This is a genomic window from Candidatus Eisenbacteria bacterium (assembly GCA_030017955.1).
Lineage (GTDB): Bacteria > Eisenbacteria > RBG-16-71-46 > JASEGR01 > JASEGR01 > JASEGR01.
In genome coordinates, this window is record JASEGR010000024.1 from 1 (window position 1) to 18,097 (window position 18,097).

Here is an 18,097-nt window from a genome sequence, read left to right on the forward strand (position 1 = left end):
CTGGAGGCTGCGGGGGCTGCGAGGGCTGCGAGGGTTGCGTGGACTGCGGGGGCTGCGAGAGCTGCGGGGGCTGCGGAGGCTGCGGGGGCTGCGAGGGTTGCGGGGGCTGCGAGGGTTGCGGAGGCTGCGGGGGCTGATTACGATTTCGATTTTTATGTGCAGATTTTCGAGTATCTGGAACACGAACGAGGAAACGAGAACGACAGAAAAGTCGCGGCAATCTGGGAGCAATTTCTCCTCGCGCGTGAAGCGGGCCTTGGATACCTCGCGGACGACTATGAGACGGACGGCATCTGCTACCTCGTCCCCGCGCCGCAGGTGACGATCAATGTCCGCGATCAATTCCACTCCGATCGTGAATCCGCGATCTGGTGGAAAGATGGATTACGATGCTATTTCCTCCACGGCGTGTATTTTCCCGAAGACCTTTGGACACGCGTTGTTTCCGGCACGATGCCGTTCGCGGACATCTTGAAGATCGAGGACATTGACCAACGAACGCAGGCGATGCGATACGGCGACGTCGGAGCGTTCCTCACGCACGTGCACGCAAGGAAACTCGATGAGCAGATGAAATTGAAACCGGATGGCTCCACGGTTCCGTATATGCTCTACGAGATTCCGACCGGCGACACCTCACCATTCACCGAGACCGCGTACTACGTCGTCTACGATGATCCGAGTACGACACGTCGGTACATGAGTGGCGTCACGAAATGCGCGACGGTTGCGGAAGCACTGGCGTGGAAGTTCCAGACAACGCCGGAGGAATGGTGCGCGCTGCGTCCGCTCGTGACGGAAAGCTGAGTCGTACATATACGCGGGTGACTTCTGATTGGATTCGTCTTTGTGCAACATGTCATAAAAAATATGATCGTGGGAAGAAATAAAAATATGGAAAACAGTAAAACTTTCCTATGGCTATCATCCAATTCGACGTTGATGGAACTTTGATAAAGATGAATGATACTCCAAATTACGACGTCATTTGGTTGTTTCTTTGGTTTCTCAAACGAGGACACCGTTGCATAGTGGCCTCAGGAGGAGGGATGGACTACGCCGATCACTGGGCCCGTAAGCTCTTCGGTGATGATCCGGTAGATTCGGGGAAGATCATCGTTTCTGAGAAGACGCAGGAAGCGGCAAAGCGGTTGAAACCGGACATTACCGTTGATGACGAACATGTGGTACTTGGGAAGGTAGATATTCTTGTGTGAACACGCCGTGCGAATCACACGTTTGGAACTACCACTGTCGTGTTTGTGATAACCCATACGTATTCTCTTGTCTCCATGCGCATCAGATCATTCGACACTGCCAAGTATGCAACGCGTGGGAGGAGCGTTTCTGGGTTCCATTCGGAAAGATGAAGTACCCAAACATCCGACCAACCTGAAGCGTGCGGAGAACGATAGAAGAATCAAAGAAAATCTTTCGAAGCAACAGTATGAGTGAACCGCTCGTATACTTTTTCCTCATCGAGCCCGCAGGGGCGTACATCAAGTTCCCGGCGAGACTCTCCGTGGTGATTGCACCGACTCCTGCCGACGCCTTCACCCGCGTGCAGCTCGACCACCAGGAACACGGTCTCATCATGCCGTTCGATCCCATTCCGCTCTCTGCGTTTCAAAAGCACATTGGAATCGCCTCGGTTCCCATTGCGACCGAACCGCTCCCCACCCTAAGCCCCGAGGAACGCAAACAGGCGTTTTTTAGTCACCTCCGTCTCGCGGCGGATGAGTACCTGACAGAGGAGGATGCAGCGGCGATCAAAACGATCCTCGCACGCATGTCTCCGAGTCCGTAGTATGCCCAATGATGTGAAGGCGAAACCGATCACCGCAAGTCGGCGACTCATCAGTGAGTTCGCGTACATCATCACGTCCATCCTGAATACGGAGTTCAAAGACGGGGATAAACTCACCACGAAGGCGCAGCGGTCGATCCTCGTGCTGGCGCTCAAGGACGCAATTCGTCCGTATCTCGACCGATGTGAGGAGGCGCTGGCGATCATCAGTCGTCACAACACGGAGGACGTGACAGCCTTCAAGGAACTTCGGGAACTCCACGCAGAGGGAACGGTCGACGCGCCGACGGGCGGGGAACCGCACTGTGGTGTCTGCGGGAAGCAGATCAACATCCTGAAGAACCCCGTCGATAATGATGGGAAGCAGACATACGTGTGTTCCGACTACCAGAACGCGTGTCGTGAACTCGCTGAGCGGCAAGCGGAATCCGAGAAGAAGGAAATGGACGGCAAGGAGTACCGCTACCTCAAAGTACTCACCGGACCACAGAGCATTCGCCTTATCCTCAAGGACGAGGAGACGGTCACGATCGATCTCAAGGAGAAGCAGTACCGACTCCTACGATCGCTCATGGACCAGCACGCCTCGACGTACGGATTCTTCCTTGAGGAGGAGTACCCAGTCCTCGCGGACATGCTCCAACTGGAGGTGGAATAACTCTTGACACACGATCCTGGTGCCCGCAGAGAACATCGGGATCGTGCTATATTGGCGATGCACCCGTATGTGGAGCGAAGCGTTCATCGTTCTTGGATCCGTGCTCATCGGGCATGAACTCGGTGCCCGTTCTCCGCGATCACTTCTCCGCAGCGTGACGCCGTTCCTCAAAGCGGCGAAAGAGTCTCTTACGACGGCGACAAAAGGATCTGTCATCCGCTCGAAATCACCGGAGGAATTGCGCAAAGAGCAGCAGAAAACGTTTGAGCAAGAGTTCTTCCCGGAACCGCTGGAGTAGGTATGAGGAATTGTGGCCTCCGCGAGCATGACGGCTGGTGCCGGTGCCCGCAACGATGCCAGAATCTCGGACACGCCTGGCGAGGACTCCTGAACAATAAGGATGCAACCGTCGAGATCTGCGATGATTGTGGACAGAGACTCCACTGGTCTCGAAAAGACGGAGAACTCATCGGCTCTCGCTCGTACTACGCGATCGTCCATCGGAGAGATTTCCTCCAGGCGCACGGGAAGACGGCAGGAGCGTTCCAACAAGCGTACGGGGAGGGAAAACGAGCACCACCGAGAAGCAGTCGTTGAAAAAGCGTCCAACGTATCAGACACGACGGTAAACTGTGATGATACCGGCTGGAACCCGTCAGCGGGAGCATTGTACCGCTCTTCCTTTGAACAACTGGTGAACAGAGCCAAATCCAGGGCAACGGGCTGGTACGTGATCCAGCGCTACACCTACGTCCCTGGTCTCTCCTTTGTTCATCAGATAAAAAAGACAACACCCGGCTGTTCACCGGGCATCGTCTGTACCGCTCTTCTCACCCTCTTTAGGATAGGAGAGGGAAGGTGGTATTGTCAAGTTGAAAAGAGTACATGGAAGATACTCCGAGCGTCATGTTGGAAGAACGAGAGAAAACAGTGATCGTTTTTGAACCTGAAACAGGAAAAGCGAGGCTTGTTACTGGACGGCCAACGAAATACAGCGAAGAGATTGTCAACGGATTGTGCGATCTCATCGAGAGTGGGCTTTCCGTTCGTCAGGTGTGTCGTTTGAAATCTATTGCGCCAGCGACATTTTATGAATGGCAAATATCAATCCATGAGTTTTCAGATCGAGTCAAAAAGGCACGTAGAGTAGCAGAATACTTCGAGGAGATTGAGTACCTCGACAACATCCGAGAGGCCGGAAAGAAAGCATGGCAAGCGTCCGCCTGGCGTTTGGAACGTGGTTGGCCAATGAAGTACAGCCAGCACACGATGCAGCATCAACAAGAGCCGATTCGTATTCTCCTCGAAATCCCACGACCTCAGCGTCATGTCGAGACAGTTGTCGCCGTATCAACCGACGGAGAAGCAAGCAGTATTCCACGCCCACCCCGCGAGGTACCGGCTCTACGGGGGAGCAGCGGGGGGTGGGAAGTCGGAGGCGATCTTGTGGGAAGCGGTGGCGCAGGCAGCGGAGAGCCCGGGGAACCGGGGACTCCTCCTTCGGAAGACGTACCCGGAGTTGTACGAGACATTGATCCGCCGAGCGAAGGAGAAAGTGCCGCAAGGGACCGCGACATTCCACGAGACGCGGCATGAGCTGACGTTTTACAATGGGAGTTCGATCAAGTTCTCTCACTGTGACGACGTAACGAAGTTCCAATCCGCAGAGTACGGGTTCATCGGGATCGACGAACTCACGCACTTCACTGAGTACGAGTGGCGGTACTTACTCTCACGGCTTCGGTCCGTGAACCCGCAGGTCTTCCCCAATGCGTTCGCCGCGACGAACCCTGGGGGAATCGGCCATGCGTTCGTAAAACGCTTGTGGATTGACGAGCCCACGTCAGAGTTCGGGTATATTCCTGCACGGGTGTACGACAATCCGTACCTCATGGCGGCGGACCCGGCGTACATCCAGCGATTGGAGCAGCTGCCGGAGGATGAGCGCCGCGCACTTCTTGAGGGAGACTGGGATGTTTTCGCCGGGCAGGTGTTCAAGGAGTTTCGGCGAGAGGTTCACGTCACGGAACCGTTCACGATTCCGAAGGATTGCAAGCGGTTCCGGGCCGTGGATTACGGCTACGCTGCGCCGTACTGCTGCCTCTGGTTTGCGGTTCTCCCAGCTGGTGATCTCGTCGTGTATCGCGAAGAGTACATCGCCGGGCTCACCGCAGAGCAGCAAGCGGAGCGCATGAAGGCGCTCTCGGTGGATGAGGACATTAGCTACACTGTCGTCGATCCGAGCGTATATCAAAAAACCGGACACCTCGGCGAGTCGATCTCGCAGATATACAACCGGTGCGGGATTCCAACGAAGGCGGGAGACAACGATCGTATCTCCGGATGGAACCGCGTCCATGCGTTCCTCGCTCATGGCGCAGATCGTCCACCACGACTCCGTATTTTCTCAACGTGCCAGAACCTCATTCGAACTCTCCCGCAACTTATCTACGATGATCATCGAGTGGAGGACGTGAACTCGGATTGTGAGGACCACGCGGGGGATTCATTACGGTACGGACTCATGTCAAGACCTGATCCACTCCGTGGCATAGTTGTTGGAGTGACACCATCCTCATTCCCATTCCCAACGGTTCCTACATGGGATGCCGTGGGATCGGGCGTGAAGGCACCGAAGTTCCCATTTGATGAGGGAAAGAAGCAACGAGACTGGAAGCATACATAGCAATATGACAGTGGAATACGAAGGTATTACTTCAGGCAATATTATGGCGTATATTCGTGGACTTTATGATGGAACTCCGAAATCATCATCAGAGCTTCTTCTCCCAGATCATGCGCTTTACGAGCTATACCTTGGAGTACTCATGGATGGATACACTCGTACACGGAATGGAGGAGTAGTGCCAATACATGAAATAAGCGAACCAATTCTCTATAGAGGGAAACCAGTACGAGTGGTTGGTTGTTGATATGGCGTACGAGATTGAAAAAGACGTGGACATTCGCGTAGACGGCACCCTCGATCGGCGCGATGATGTTGCGCTTGATATTGAGGATGATGAACTCGTCCGGCGTATTGACGGACGGATTGCAGAAGCGAAGACACAGCACGATGATCTCGCGCGCGCACAGGAGGACAATGAACGGTACTGGCTCGGGAAACAGCTCGATCTCACGAAGCTCTACGAGTACCAGACGAAGGCGGTGGATAACCGCATCTTCCTCTCGGTGGAGACGATGGTCCCAATCATTACATCGAGAACCCCAGAACCGACCATCCTCTGTGACGATGCGATCATTCGGAGAGAACTTGCGCTGACTCTTCAAGGACACTACGAGGTCCAGCAGCGGATGCAGCAGGTACTCCAGATGGTGATTCGGCATCAGCTCTTGTATCGCGTAGGATTCGTGAAGGTGCGCTGGGATGACGACCGTAACGACATCGTGACCGAATGGGTACGACCACAGCGGCTTCTCTGGGACCCCCGGGCAACCTCCGTGGATGATGCGGATTACATCATCGAGCTCATGGAGGATACAATCGGCGTGCTCATCGAGAAGTACCCTGGCGCAAAGGGGAAGCTCCTGAAGCGGCTGGAGATGAAGGAATCCGATCGCGCGCTCTCCTCGCGTGTGCAGTACGTGGAGTGTTGGATGGATGACATGGTGGTATGGAAGTTCGGGAACGTCATTCTCGACAAGCGGGCGAACCCGTACTACCTCATCGGCGAGGACGAGAAGTACAACCTCACTCCTGCCTTCCGCAAGCCACGGAAGCCGTACATCGCGTTCCGTACGTGGAATATCGGTCGCGGCATTGCGGATGACGTGACTCCGGTCGATGTCGCCCGCTCCCTCCAGGATCTCGTGAACAAGCGGAAGCGACAGATTAGTGATAACGCATCGGATAACGGGGTACTCATTGGGTCTGGCGATGGAATTACGAAGGAGGCATTGGAGTCGTACACCGGTGCACCGAACGAACGGCTGTGGATTCCGCAGGGTGATCCCGCACGGGCGGTGACGCGTCTCCCCTCGCCGGCGCTCGCTGCGTACGTCTATCAAGACCTCCTCCACTCGATTTCGGAGATTGACAACGTGATGGGGACGCACTCCACGACACGGGGGGAGCGCGGAGCCCAGGAGACGGCAACCGGACGGACGATCCTCCGAGATCAGGACGTCGGGCGGCAGGATCTCGTGGTTCGGAACATGGAGCAGAGCGTTGAAGAACTTTACGCCTGGTGGATTCAACTCATGCAGGTGGGGTATACTGAACCTCGGCGGATTGCGACCCGGGGAGAGGTGTCAGTGCCGATCACGTACGATCGTCGGAAGGTCGCGCGAGCCATGCCGATTCAGGTCATGGTGAAGCAGGGCTCCACACTTCCGATTGATCGGGCGAGCCAACGGCAGGAAGCGCTGGAACTCGCACAGTATGGCCTCATTGACCCATTGACGCTCTACGAACGGCTGGACTTTCCGAACGTCCAGGAAGCAGCGCGCCGCCTCATTGCGTTCAAGACGAACCCCGCAGCGCTGCTTCAGCCGCAGCAGATGAGCGCGATCGAAGGCGGTCCGCAGGCGGTGGCGACCGAGCCGTCAACACCGGAGACGACGATTCAACAGGCGCGGCAGGAGCAGCAGGAGATGGCTCAAGGTCAAGAGGTTCCGCCATTCTCACAGGCGACACCAGAACACCTTTTGGTCCATACGCGATTCATGCAGGGGCCGGAGTTCCAAGAGCTTCCTGAGGAGATTCAAATGCTTTTCATCCCGCATGTGCGGGCGGAACAGGAGATTGTTCAACGGTCATTATTCGCTCAGTGAGGTATGGCGTACCACACGCATCCGAAGAATCTCCAGGGAGCGATCAAGCGGCGACTCATGGGGAAAAAGAAACGGAAGGGAATAATGAAGTCGTGATGTATCCCAGCCACGTCTCGGGCACAATTCCGCTTTATGCAAGCGGTCGCGCACGGCTCAGCGCGTCGCAAGCCCTCTGGCTTGAGTCGCGCTGAGGCGCGCGAGTTTGTCGCTGGGCAGTCGCCGAAGGGATTACCTGGGAAAGTCACAACATCCGCTCTCCGGCGGAGGTTGAAACGACGGAAGAAGCCATGATCCGTAGACAATGAACGGGCAAGCAGGCGCTTGGTGGATGCACCTCGCGCACGGTTCTCATGCTTGCCCGTGGTTCCGTGCGTGAGACGTGTCCAACAAGGACACGTCTCATTCGTTTACTCACGTGGTGGTAGCCATCGCGGGAACCTGGCCGCGTACCAAGGGCAGCTATGCCGACGGAGAATATGGCGAATGCTCCGGCAGATGTCGGAGCGGAGACGGATGCGTCTCTGTCTGAATCGCCAACGGACGAAGCATCGCAGCCCGCCGCCTCGGTCGAAGCGGAGGAAGGGAAAGAGGCTAAGGATTTCCACGAACACCCGAGGTGGAAGGAGGTGATCGCTGAGCGTAACGAGTTGCGGGAGCAACTGGCGACCGTCTCAGAGAAGCTCGATGCGATTGTCGCCGCACAGGCACCGGTTCCAGAACCGGCGTCGGAGGACTGGCAGCCGAAGACTTGGGACGACGTGATGACGAAAGCGGAGGAGCGTGTTCTCGCGCGTCTCACGGAAACCCAGCGGCAGCAGTCGGAGCAGGCGCGGACGGAAGATGCGGAACTCCAGAAAGCGCTCGCCGCGCTCCCGACTGGAGGTGCCGATCTCGATGAGCAGGCGTTCCTCACGTTCATGGTTGATCACGAATTGTCGAACGTCGAAAAGGCGTACGCGCTCTACCAAACGATTGAGGGTAAACAATCTGCGGGGAGGAAACCGACAGCGCCGGTCGGTTCCTCAAAGAAGGGAAGCGATACGGTACAGACCGTTCCTTCGGGCATTGAGGGAGCGGCACGTCGACCGTCATTCGACGATGCGTACGAAGCAGCGATCAGTGGACTCCATACGTCGTAGGGTGTTCGAAGAATAAGCTATGCCAGCATTTACTGGATACGTCACGACCGTAACCAATGATCACTTTGTTCCTGTGGTTACGGATACCGTGCTCGGAGGCAACGTCCTCACGGCGCGGTTGATTGCGAATGGGAAACGTTGGGTCGGAGAGACCCTCCGGTTCCCGGTCAAGACGGTACAGAACACATCCGGTGGGTCGTTCTTCGGCGGGGATACGCTGCTCACCACACAGGTGAACACGCGGCAGCTCCTCGGGTACGACCTCCGGCAGTGGTACCACGCAGTGGTTATTGCGAACGCGCAGCGTGCGGTGAACTCCGGGGACGCGGCGGTCATCAACCTCGTGAAGACGGAGATGGAGAGCGCTGCGCAGGACATGATCGACGATATCGGGGACATCGTGTACGGCAACGGGACAGGGAACGACAGTAAGAACTTCCTCGGGATGCAGGCGCTCATTGATGACGGGACGAACGTCGCCACCATCGGTGGGCTCGCCCGCGCCACGTTTACGACGCTTCAATCCACGCTCACGCCGACGATCGGAGTGCTCGAAATGAACGACCTTGCGGTGTCCTACGACGCGGCAACTGAAGGGAAAGACCATCCGACGCTCATCGTGTGTCCGGAGGCGGTGTGGCGGTTCTTCGAAGGACTGCACCAGCCGACCATTCGTGCGAACTACGACGCCTATCAGGTCGTCGGAAGTCGTACGCCGAACGGACGATCGGTCCCGGCACACGCGCTCTCCGGTGAGCAGGGATTCTCCGCGCTCAACTTCCGTGGTGTCCCAGTCGTTGCGGACTCCAAGGCGACCGCGGGAACAATGTGGTTCATCAACGAGGACTACGTGAGCTGGTACGGACTTCCGCACCCGGACGCAGCGCCGAAGCCGTCCACGTCCTCGACGATTAGCGGCGTGTACTCGAAGTCACCGGCGCAGTCTGCGGGGATCGGGCTCTCGTGGAGTGGATGGAGACAACCCACGAATCAGGACGTTGTGGTTGGCTACTTCTTCCTCTACGGGAACTTGGTGACGAGGAACCCTGCACGGTGCTCAGTGATGACCGGGATTACCGGCTAATAGAAACTTGATTGTGTGGATTGACGGGCTCTCCTGGCGGTTCAGGGGCTAGGCGCTTAATGCGTCGGCAGGCACGAGCGGACCGTCATTCCATGCCACCGCTATGGCAGTAACTAGAAACATTCGGGAGTACGTCCCAGCAGTTCGTGCAAACGATGCTGGGGTACTCCTCGTCCCGAGCCTCCAGCTCGTCCCTGCGGCGATCCCGGTGAACATTGCGAACGGGAGCCTCTGGTATGAAACCGCCATCGGCTTCCGATTCCGTGTGGAGGGGACGACGTTCACGATCCCGACGAGTGGTGGTGCGGGTGGGGTGACAACGTGGGAAGATCTCATGTCCGGTGATACGACATTCGCTATCACGGGAACGGGGCTCACGATCACGCAGTCCACCGCAAACGCTGTTTTCACGTTCAACAAGACGAACGTGGGAGCAGGTGCGATTATTGCGATCACGAACAGTGGGACCGGGGATGACATTACGGGGAACGCATCGAACTGGTCCGTGTCTGCCGCGGGTGCAGCGACCGTCGCGTCGCTCGTCTCGAATGGTGCGATTACCGGTACCTCGATCGCTGATGTAACCGCTGGCGCGACCCTCCAGGTGGATGGGAACGCTGCGGGTGGCGTGGACATCGGTTCCGTATCGACCGGCGCGATCACGCTTGGGCGAGCGACGACGATTACGACCGGTGGGCTCACGGTGTCCGATACCGGGATTACGGTATCCGATGGGATTACCGATCTCATCGACAACTCGAATGTCCTCTCGGGATTCCGGCTCACGAATAACACCGTGACGACATTCGGTGCTGGTGGTTTGAATACCGGTGTCGCGTTGCTTCGGTCCACATCATTGACGACCGGATCGCTCCTCTCGCTCCAGCTCACGGAAACGGCACTCGCCGGTGGCTTCTACCTCCGCTGCTTCGACGTAACTGACGGCGCCAACGTCTTTACGCTCGGTGAAAACGGCGCAGTGGTCATCACGGGCGCTGGCGGATCGGATGTCTTCACGATCACCGCCGGTGACGTGGTGCTATCGGATAGCTCGCTCCTCATCACCGATGCGGATAATGCGGTGACGTTCTCCGTGACGAACAACACGGCGACGACTGCGAACGTCGTGGCATTCCAGGGATCGGGGGTGTTTACCGGTACGGGGACCAACGCGTTCGTCTCGATTGAGCCCTCAGGACTCACCACGGGGACATGCTTCGACATCGTGTCCGCGTCACTGACGACGGGGAATGGTGCAGTCTTCACGCTCAACGGAATGACGACGGGCATCGCGTGTCAGCTCTCCTCGACGGGAACGATTCTCACGACTGGTGCCATGCTCGACATCGTGGCGGATTCCGCAACGACTGCCGGTGCCGGTGGAGCAGGGCGAGGGCTCGTTCGTGTGAGCGCCGATGCGTTGACGACTGGTGTCATCTTCGATCTCTCCTCGACCTCGGTGAACCTCGCCGCGGGTCTCCTCGCGGACTTCGATCACACCGCGTCGGGCACGATCGTGGCGAAGACTGCGCAGCTCGTGAACGTGACGGCGTCACGGACGAATACGGCGGCAGCCGCAATCTCCGATGACTACGACGCAGTGTCCATCACGCGGACGAATGTCGTGAATAACGCTGGTGGAACGCTGAACGCAGCGGGATCATCCCTCCGCATCGAGAGTATCTCCACGCAGACTGCAGGAACCCTTGAGGATACTGCGATTGGCTTGGAGATCGTGTTCACCGGTGGTGCGGAATCGCAGGGGAACGCCATTGATATCACGCACACGGGGACAACGGTTGGTCGAGCGATCAACATTGCGGCATCGCAGACGACTCGTGACGGTGTCGTGCAGGTGACGGGGAACGCGGTGGATTCTGGTCGTCTCATCGTTGCGGATTGCAATGGCCTCACATCGGGGATTGGGCTGGAGGTGACGCACACAACTTCCGTTATTACGACGGGTTCGGTTGTGCGGATTACCTCAACGGGCATTGACACGGGTACCGGCCAGGGCACGCTCCTCGATCTCGTGTCATCCGGGACGACCGCGGCAGAGGTTGTTTCCCTTGTTGCTGATGCACTCGCAACCGGTATCGGCTTCTTTGCGAGCCTCGATGGGCTGACTACGGGTGAGGGGATGTTCCTGGAGCACACGACGTCGGTGATCGCCGATGGTGGGTCGCTTTTCCGGCTTCGTTCCACCGGTATTGATACCGGTGGTGCAACGAACGGAACGGTGTTCGATCTCATCTCCACGGCGCAGGTCGCCGGTGTCGTTGCGCTCCTCACGCCGTCGGCACTGACAACGGGGACCGCGCTCCGTGTGGTTGCCGATGCGCTGACAACGGGAATCATTCTCGACCTCGAAACTTCCGCTGCCGGACTGACAACGGGACTCTACCTGCGATGCTTCAACGGAGCGGCGGTAGACTTCTCGATCGGTGCTGATGCGGCGATCGTGCAGAACTCGGGACTCAACACGACGGTGTACTCGCTCCTCGCCGATACCGCAACGACACTCGGTGCCGGTGTGAATGATGGCATCTTCAATCTCTCCGGTGATGGACTCACCACGGGGACTGCACTGAACATCGGCCTCACGGAGGGGACACTCACGACCGGTCGATACCTCAAGTGCTGGGATGTCACGGCTGGCGTCGAAGTCGCTGCGATTGAGGAGGATGGTGAAGTCTTTGTTGCCGGTGGCCGAGCAACTACAGCCGGTGGTGCGGACGCCATCAACATCGGGACTTCTGCGGCGATCAAGGTTGCATGGGGTTCCGGTGCGCCGACGTATACCGCGCCACAGGGTTCGCTCTACCTCCGAACGGATGGATCGAGTACGAGCACGCGGTTATACGTCAATACCGACGGCGCCGGAACATGGACGAACGTAACGACCGCAGCATAAAAGGTCGTGATTCGTAATTGAGTGCACAAGACGTATATGGCACGCAAAGAAGTCTGGCTTACCGAACTTGGTGCGAATACGACGACGCAAGAAGACGAACCCGGTCGTATTCGTGAGGAGTGGGATTCCACCTTGGGGACACGTCGATTCCGGTACGTTCAGGTCCATGCGACCTCCGCAGCGGTGGCGAACGGAACACCGATGATGATGCGGAACGTCGCTGGGACAGTCGTGACGACCGTCATTGCGGATGCGTCACGGAACCAGCCGGCTGGTGTCGGACGCGGTGTCATTGCCGCGGGGAGCTTCGGGTGGATTCAGATCTACGGAGAGCACACCGCGGTCATCACGAATGGGGATGACGACATCGCGGATGGCGACAACATTATCTACTCTGCGACGGCAGCGCAGGTGGATAGCGTCGCAGCGGGGACTGCGCCGACGTTCATGCGGATCGGCGTCGCCGTGGCAGCAGACGTGGATGCCGCGAACACGGTCGATACGTTCCTCACGCTCGGCTAACCGATGCGCGAGGACGTGAACACCCCTGGGTTCGGCGATCGACCCGAACCCGGGGGGGCGCCCAGTGCATTCGACTCGTATGGATGGCAAGAAGATCATCACCGTGACGTTCAAGAATCCGACTAGGGAGGACTTCACATGGAATTGGGATGGCGAGGCGTATACGTTCCCTGCGGGATCGGCGGCGCAAATGCCCGAATGGCTGGCGCGGCACTTCGCACGGCACCTCGCATGGCGTGAGTGCTGCCGACAGTTCGGAAAGAACAAGTTTGGAAAGGAGAAAGTTCGGGAGATTGCGCTGTCCTATCTCACGTACGCAGAGCGCGCGGACGAGCCGGAACCGGAGGAGAAGCAGAAGAAGCGCATCCCGATTGCTGAGGTTTCCGCGTCGTAAACGCTATGCGACTCCCACGCGACAACAACTTTCAGACGATCCAAGCGGTGCGGACATTCCAGACGCAGGATGCTGCTGCGACGCCGAACAACTCACCGTTCAACTATACGGACGCAGTGACAACGCTCACCGTCCCCGGTGATGCGATGTTTCTCTACGTCCGACCAACGACATTGCTCCGCGTCTCTGAACAGGCGGCGATGACGCGGTACTTCCTCGTCGATCCTGGGATTGAGACCTCCATTCCCGTCGTGGATACCGCGAGTGTCTTCATCACCCGGGATGCGGCGAACGGATCGGTGACGTTCCGCTTCGACATGACCTAAGAATCGGTAACTTGATCGCTGCGCGCCCATCTCCGTGGCTTCTCAGCGGTCACCACTATGCTCCGCAGTCAGACGCACGGCGTTCCGACGACGCTCATTCGTAACCAAACGTTCACGGTCCTCGATGGTGCGACCGTCGGATTTACCATTCAGGGAGTCGCAGGGCAGACTGCGGACATCCTTCGTGTCCTCAACAGCGCAGGGACCACGATGCTCGGAGTTACCGCTGCGGGGAATGTCACCATTGCGGGGAGTATCACAGCGGTCATCGACGAAACGCTTACTGGAAATGCGACCCTTTCTGGGAATCTTTCCGTTACCGGAACATCAACACTCACGGGGGCAGTCACCGTTTCAAACGGAATCACGGTCACGAACGGGATCACGTCGGATACCGCTACGATCAGTGGTCTCACGACGACGAACTCGCTCTCCGTGGTCGGTTCGGCAACCGTCGGGACGAACCTCGTTGTCGGTGCAACGACGACCACGCAGGCGCTCACGGTGACGGGACTCGCCACATTTCTCGGGGGGATTACGCTCGACGAGATGATTACGTGGACGGCGGGAGAAGCGGTGACCGCGACAGCCTATCAGATCGGTCGTGATGCGGACGCCACGAACCAGCTCCATTTCAATATTCCGACCGGTGCGGCGATGGAGTTCTCCGTGAACGACGTCCGGAGGATGACACTCGATGCGAACGGGAGACTGGGAGTAGGAATTGCTGCATCAGATACTCAAATCCATGTCGCTGGTGCGCATGTCGGCAATCGAGGATTGATCTACATTGATAGTTCAGATCACGGCTACATTGGGCTCAATGGGGCTGCGGCAAGTCAAGAGGGGTTCTTTTTCATGAAAGCGGGGACATCGGAGTGGTTGTTGGGTATCCCAGAGGCAGTAAATGGAGATCGGGTGCAATTCGCAGAAGGATCCGATTTGAATACGAATGTTAGATTTGCGGTTGCTGCGGGAGGCAATATTGGTTTCGGTATTGCCGCTCCTACCGCCTTCGCTCATTTCGTAGGGGTTGCGCAAACATCGGGTGCACCAACTAGCCTACTCTTTACGGGCGCAGCACACACTGGAATTACTGCTGCGACGGAATCCATTGGTGCCAACTTCAACTTCTCCGCGACGAAAACGTGGGCGGCGGGCGCCGGTCCACTCGCCACGCAACGTGAGGTGCTCTTTCAAGCCCCGACGTACGTGGGAAACGCGGGAGGCGCATTGACGATCACCCAAGCGGCAACCGTTGCAATTACCGGAGCGCCAACACAGGGGGCGAACATGACGCTCACTGCCACTGATGCGCTGTGGGTGCAAGCGGGTCGTATTCGGTTCGACGATGCCCTCCACTGGAACACCGGTGTTGCGATCGTCGCAGGAGATTACTCCGTGAGCCGTGATGCGGACCCCACGAACCAGATGCACGTGAACGTACCGACAGGAGCAACGATGGAGTTCTCTGTGAACGATGTGGCGGTATGGACGAGTGGAGCATCTGTCTTTACGACCACGGCGAATACCGACGTGAACATGAGCGCCGGCGGACGACTCTACGGTGGTGGCGTCCAGATCAACTCACAAACGCTTGCCGCAAACACGAACCTCACTTTGGATGAGAATGATGGACACGTTGTCATCACGACCGGGGCAGTATCCGTTAATACCATCACGCTCCCTGCTGCATCGGGGAATGAGGGGATGATCGTATCGTTCTACATCACGACCGATGGTGGGCAGAACGCAAACATCGTTCGTGCCGGTGCAGACGTGATTCAGAATGGGAGTGCCGATCTCTCGAATACGCAGGTTGCACTCGATGATGCCGGGGACTACCTCATGCTGGAGTGCATCTCCAGCACAATGTGGCAGGTCGTGGTGAACAGTGGTGGAACGGTGACCTGATATGCCACAGAAGTTCACGACGACCATGGAGCGAGTCGCATCACTGGAGACCGATGTGAAGAACTTTCGTGGAGAGATTGGTGTGCGATTCAACGCATTGGATGAAAGTCTCTGCGACATCAAGGATAACCATATCCATGCGCTCCAGGAACGTATGGATCAGCACCAACGATTGTTGTACGGCGTAGCGTTGACCGCACTCGTGAATATCATCGTGTCATTCATCGTGAAATGACTATGGCATTCGTTCCATTCCGAAAAGAGGGAGCATGGGAGTTGTGGGGAACGACATACCCAGAGAATGCACAATGTTCCGATGGTGCCGCGTGCACTGCGAAGTATCACCTCGTGAGTAGTGATCGAAAGACTGTTCAGGGGTTCCAAGCATTCCCCGAGGCGGAAACGCAGTTTGTACAATGGACCGGTGGCCTCCGGCATCGGTTCGGTGAGACCCAACTAGAGAACGGCAAAATCGTTGAGCTTCCTGCGCGCGCGCTTCAACGAAAGGAGCGCGAAGAAAAAGAACGAAAGGAGAAAAAATCGCAGGAAGCGCCACGAGGACGTGCGGGATGATTGAACGTCCTTTCACAAGGGACATACGACGGAAGGAGGTGCGACGTGAGCGAAGAGAGGTTCAAGGAGATCGCTATTCAGCATCTCCGAAGGACGGTACGCAAGTATCTGGAGCGACATCAGAACACGCAAGCGAGTCGGGCGCCGTTGCTCGAAGGAATCCGAAAAGCGGCAAGGCACGCGGAGCAGGCCGGTATTCCTATCAAGGAAGTCGATGCCATCGTCATGGAGGAAGCGAATCGGTGGTACGACGGAGATCCAAAGTGATCCTTCAGGGGAGTACGTGACCTCTCATGGACAGTGCGGTGACGCCGTTCATGCCGATCCGCACTGTCCCGATCCTTCAGTATATGACGAATGCGAAATCAACTGAAGCTCGAACCCTGTGGTTTCCCTTTCTTCCATTGCCAGTAGCATCGACATGAGCAGAATACTCGTCGTTCCGTTTTTCTGGGAGTTTCAAACGCGGCGGAACATATTGGACATTGCGCCGTGACCCAATCTCGTAATGGCGACGGTTTCCCTCTTCGGAACTTCCAGAGGCATTGATAGGAACAGTATGTTCGACGGGCTACCCCAAATGTTGTCTCGAACGATCGTTTGCAGATCGGACATCGAACGATATGGCGATCGTAGTTTTGTGGGCGTCGTCTCAGATTCACGATTCGTGCGTGAGCGATTGCCTCTGGAAGTTCGCGAGCAACATGCTGTCCAGGAGAATCGAATAATTCAAGATTTTCAATCCGGTTATCTTTTCGATTATGATTTCGATGATGGATGTTTCGGAGAACGAATATACCAGTAGCCAGAACGATCAATCCGTGATTTCTGTTGGTCACCCATACAGTGTAGTCGTTGTCGTATCTACTCCTGTATTGTCCCATGCTCGTTAGGATATGTCTATAGCACCACCATCGTTAGTGAAAATTGCAGACATCGCAAAAGTATTCCCGATGGTATCTCCATTGAAGAATGTCCGAATAACACAAGGATTCGGTGAGAATGCGATCCCACTTTACAAAGATTTAGGAATGCGTGGGCACAACGCAGCCGATATGGTTGCAAGGGATGGAACACCCGCTTTCTCAGTACTCAACGGAATCTGTGCGTATACTGATACGAGCGATAAGAGTTACGGATACTTCCTCTTTCTCCGAACCCCGACGAAGCAGATCAACGGCGTCCAGTGTTTCGTGGAAGTTGTGTACGCGCATCTTCAGGAGATTTTTGTGAAAACAGGAGAGGAAGTTACTGAAGGGCAACTCATCGCGCATTGCGATAATACGGGATTCCCGAAGTTTTCTACCGGATCGCACCTCCATCTTGGTACCCGCGTGGTTTATATCATCAAAGGACAGGAGAAGCGGATGCTTGACAATGGGTACTTTGGGTACAGCGACCCCGCACTCTTCCTGACCAGCGGACGCGAATCCGTATACCCGGTGGATCAACGGTACGGGAGACCGAGGAACTACTTCGCGGAAAAAGTCTTTGCGTTCTCACTGGTGACACGACGAGCGTTAGGTCGGCTTCCGACTCCGAGGGAGATCAACGCGATCACCTACGGAAACGGATGGACGCTCCCGCATATCGTGAATCCGGCACTATTCGTCACGTGGTCAGAGATGACCTACGACGAATATCGAGAGAAGCTTCGTGCAATGATTGGATCATAACAACGTCCTTATGGATGACCCCATGCAGGAACTAGATACAGAACTGACGCCGGAGATGCCACCGGAGACACCGCCGGAGGAACCGTCGGAACCGGAATCGATCGCAGCGTAACCTTCATTATCAGTGGGTATGTCACTCCCATCATTCAAGGGGAAGCGCTCGTACATTCTCGCGGTATTGATAGGACTTGTTGCTGTGGCAGCGTATCTCGGGTACATCGATGCGGCGGAGCGCGATTTCCTCTTTGGTCTCCTTGGAGCAGGTGGACTCGCATCGCTCCGAGCGGCGAAGTAGC

General features: G+C 56.7%; 19 protein-coding genes. All 19 read left to right on the top strand.

The genetic code is table 11. The annotated features are described in order from the left end of the window. Window positions 1–807 (top strand): hypothetical protein (locus QME66_05400; protein MDI6808401.1); only part of this gene is annotated, 807 nt, incomplete at its 5' end. 242 nt (window positions 808–1,049) lie between these two features. Beyond that, on the top strand, window positions 1,050–1,217 hold the full coding sequence (locus QME66_05405) for a hypothetical protein (GenBank protein ID MDI6808402.1): 168 nt from the start codon (window positions 1,050–1,052) through the stop codon (window positions 1,215–1,217). Between the two features lie 230 nt (window positions 1,218–1,447). Continuing rightward, window positions 1,448–1,807, top strand: coding sequence for a hypothetical protein (locus QME66_05410; GenBank protein MDI6808403.1), 360 nt, complete (start codon window positions 1,448–1,450; stop codon window positions 1,805–1,807). Between the two features lies 1 nt (window position 1,808). Continuing rightward, window positions 1,809–2,465, top strand: coding sequence for a hypothetical protein (locus QME66_05415; protein ID MDI6808404.1), 657 nt, complete (start codon window positions 1,809–1,811; stop codon window positions 2,463–2,465). Between the two features lie 67 nt (window positions 2,466–2,532). After that, window positions 2,533–2,763: a hypothetical protein gene (locus tag QME66_05420; GenBank protein MDI6808405.1), complete on the top strand. Its 231-nt coding sequence runs from the start codon at window positions 2,533–2,535 to the stop codon at window positions 2,761–2,763. 123 nt (window positions 2,764–2,886) lie between these two features. Further along, window positions 2,887–3,399 carry a hypothetical protein gene (locus QME66_05425; protein ID MDI6808406.1) on the top strand — a complete coding sequence of 171 codons (513 nt, stop codon included), beginning with the start codon at window positions 2,887–2,889 and terminating at the stop codon, window positions 3,397–3,399. A gap of 393 nt (window positions 3,400–3,792) precedes the next feature. Then, window positions 3,793–5,151: a phage terminase large subunit gene (locus QME66_05430; GenBank protein ID MDI6808407.1), complete on the top strand. Its 1,359-nt coding sequence runs from the start codon at window positions 3,793–3,795 to the stop codon at window positions 5,149–5,151. Between the two features lie 248 nt (window positions 5,152–5,399). After that, complete coding sequence (locus QME66_05435) at window positions 5,400–7,259, top strand: hypothetical protein (protein MDI6808408.1); 1,860 nt, start codon at window positions 5,400–5,402, stop codon at window positions 7,257–7,259. A gap of 461 nt (window positions 7,260–7,720) precedes the next feature. Then, window positions 7,721–8,398, top strand: coding sequence for a hypothetical protein (locus tag QME66_05440; protein MDI6808409.1), 678 nt, complete (start codon window positions 7,721–7,723; stop codon window positions 8,396–8,398). A 19-nt stretch (window positions 8,399–8,417) separates the two neighbouring features. Next, window positions 8,418–9,482 (top strand): phage major capsid protein, encoded by a 1,065-nt coding sequence (locus tag QME66_05445; protein MDI6808410.1) that lies wholly within the window; start codon window positions 8,418–8,420, stop codon window positions 9,480–9,482. A 208-nt stretch (window positions 9,483–9,690) separates the two neighbouring features. Next, window positions 9,691–12,396: a hypothetical protein gene (locus QME66_05450; GenBank protein MDI6808411.1), complete on the top strand. Its 2,706-nt coding sequence runs from the start codon at window positions 9,691–9,693 to the stop codon at window positions 12,394–12,396. 36 nt (window positions 12,397–12,432) lie between these two features. After that, window positions 12,433–12,918, top strand: a complete 486-nt coding sequence (locus tag QME66_05455; protein ID MDI6808412.1) for a hypothetical protein — start codon at window positions 12,433–12,435, stop codon at window positions 12,916–12,918. 79 nt (window positions 12,919–12,997) lie between these two features. Continuing rightward, entirely contained in the window at window positions 12,998–13,312 is a 315-nt protein-coding gene (locus QME66_05460; protein MDI6808413.1) for a hypothetical protein, read from the top strand. A gap of 5 nt (window positions 13,313–13,317) precedes the next feature. Then, a complete protein-coding gene (locus QME66_05465; protein MDI6808414.1) occupies window positions 13,318–13,638 on the top strand; it encodes a hypothetical protein in 321 nt (106 codons plus the stop codon). A gap of 57 nt (window positions 13,639–13,695) precedes the next feature. Continuing rightward, window positions 13,696–15,552 (top strand): hypothetical protein, encoded by a 1,857-nt coding sequence (locus tag QME66_05470; protein ID MDI6808415.1) that lies wholly within the window; start codon window positions 13,696–13,698, stop codon window positions 15,550–15,552. Between the two features lies 1 nt (window position 15,553). Beyond that, window positions 15,554–15,787: a hypothetical protein gene (locus tag QME66_05475; GenBank protein ID MDI6808416.1), complete on the top strand. Its 234-nt coding sequence runs from the start codon at window positions 15,554–15,556 to the stop codon at window positions 15,785–15,787. A gap of 383 nt (window positions 15,788–16,170) precedes the next feature. Beyond that, the gene (locus tag QME66_05480) at window positions 16,171–16,392 is read left to right on the top strand and encodes a hypothetical protein (protein ID MDI6808417.1); all 222 of its coding nucleotides are present in this window, start codon (window positions 16,171–16,173) and stop codon (window positions 16,390–16,392) included. Between the two features lie 698 nt (window positions 16,393–17,090). Beyond that, the gene (locus QME66_05485) at window positions 17,091–17,801 is read left to right on the top strand and encodes a M23 family metallopeptidase (protein ID MDI6808418.1); all 711 of its coding nucleotides are present in this window, start codon (window positions 17,091–17,093) and stop codon (window positions 17,799–17,801) included. Window positions 17,802–17,931: 130 nt separating this feature from the next. Next, the gene (locus QME66_05490) at window positions 17,932–18,096 is read left to right on the top strand and encodes a hypothetical protein (GenBank protein ID MDI6808419.1); all 165 of its coding nucleotides are present in this window, start codon (window positions 17,932–17,934) and stop codon (window positions 18,094–18,096) included. The last annotated feature ends 1 nt before the right edge of the window (window position 18,097 follow it).

Coding starts and splice junctions, on each gene's coding strand:
- QME66_05425 (MDI6808406.1), top strand. CDS start 2,887: ATGATTGTGGACAGAGACTCCACTGGTCTCGAAAAGACGGAGAACTCA.
- QME66_05420 (MDI6808405.1), top strand. CDS start 2,533: ATGTGGAGCGAAGCGTTCATCGTTCTTGGATCCGTGCTCATCGGGCAT.
- QME66_05475 (MDI6808416.1), top strand. CDS start 15,554: ATGCCACAGAAGTTCACGACGACCATGGAGCGAGTCGCATCACTGGAG.
- QME66_05410 (MDI6808403.1), top strand. CDS start 1,448: ATGAGTGAACCGCTCGTATACTTTTTCCTCATCGAGCCCGCAGGGGCG.
- QME66_05445 (MDI6808410.1), top strand. CDS start 8,418: ATGCCAGCATTTACTGGATACGTCACGACCGTAACCAATGATCACTTT.
- QME66_05455 (MDI6808412.1), top strand. CDS start 12,433: ATGGCACGCAAAGAAGTCTGGCTTACCGAACTTGGTGCGAATACGACG.
- QME66_05405 (MDI6808402.1), top strand. CDS start 1,050: ATGGACTACGCCGATCACTGGGCCCGTAAGCTCTTCGGTGATGATCCG.
- QME66_05415 (MDI6808404.1), top strand. CDS start 1,809: ATGCCCAATGATGTGAAGGCGAAACCGATCACCGCAAGTCGGCGACTC.
- QME66_05435 (MDI6808408.1), top strand. CDS start 5,400: ATGGCGTACGAGATTGAAAAAGACGTGGACATTCGCGTAGACGGCACC.
- QME66_05465 (MDI6808414.1), top strand. CDS start 13,318: ATGCGACTCCCACGCGACAACAACTTTCAGACGATCCAAGCGGTGCGG.
- QME66_05430 (MDI6808407.1), top strand. CDS start 3,793: ATGTCGAGACAGTTGTCGCCGTATCAACCGACGGAGAAGCAAGCAGTA.
- QME66_05490 (MDI6808419.1), top strand. CDS start 17,932: ATGTCACTCCCATCATTCAAGGGGAAGCGCTCGTACATTCTCGCGGTA.
- QME66_05440 (MDI6808409.1), top strand. CDS start 7,721: ATGCCGACGGAGAATATGGCGAATGCTCCGGCAGATGTCGGAGCGGAG.
- QME66_05460 (MDI6808413.1), top strand. CDS start 12,998: ATGGATGGCAAGAAGATCATCACCGTGACGTTCAAGAATCCGACTAGG.
- QME66_05470 (MDI6808415.1), top strand. CDS start 13,696: ATGCTCCGCAGTCAGACGCACGGCGTTCCGACGACGCTCATTCGTAAC.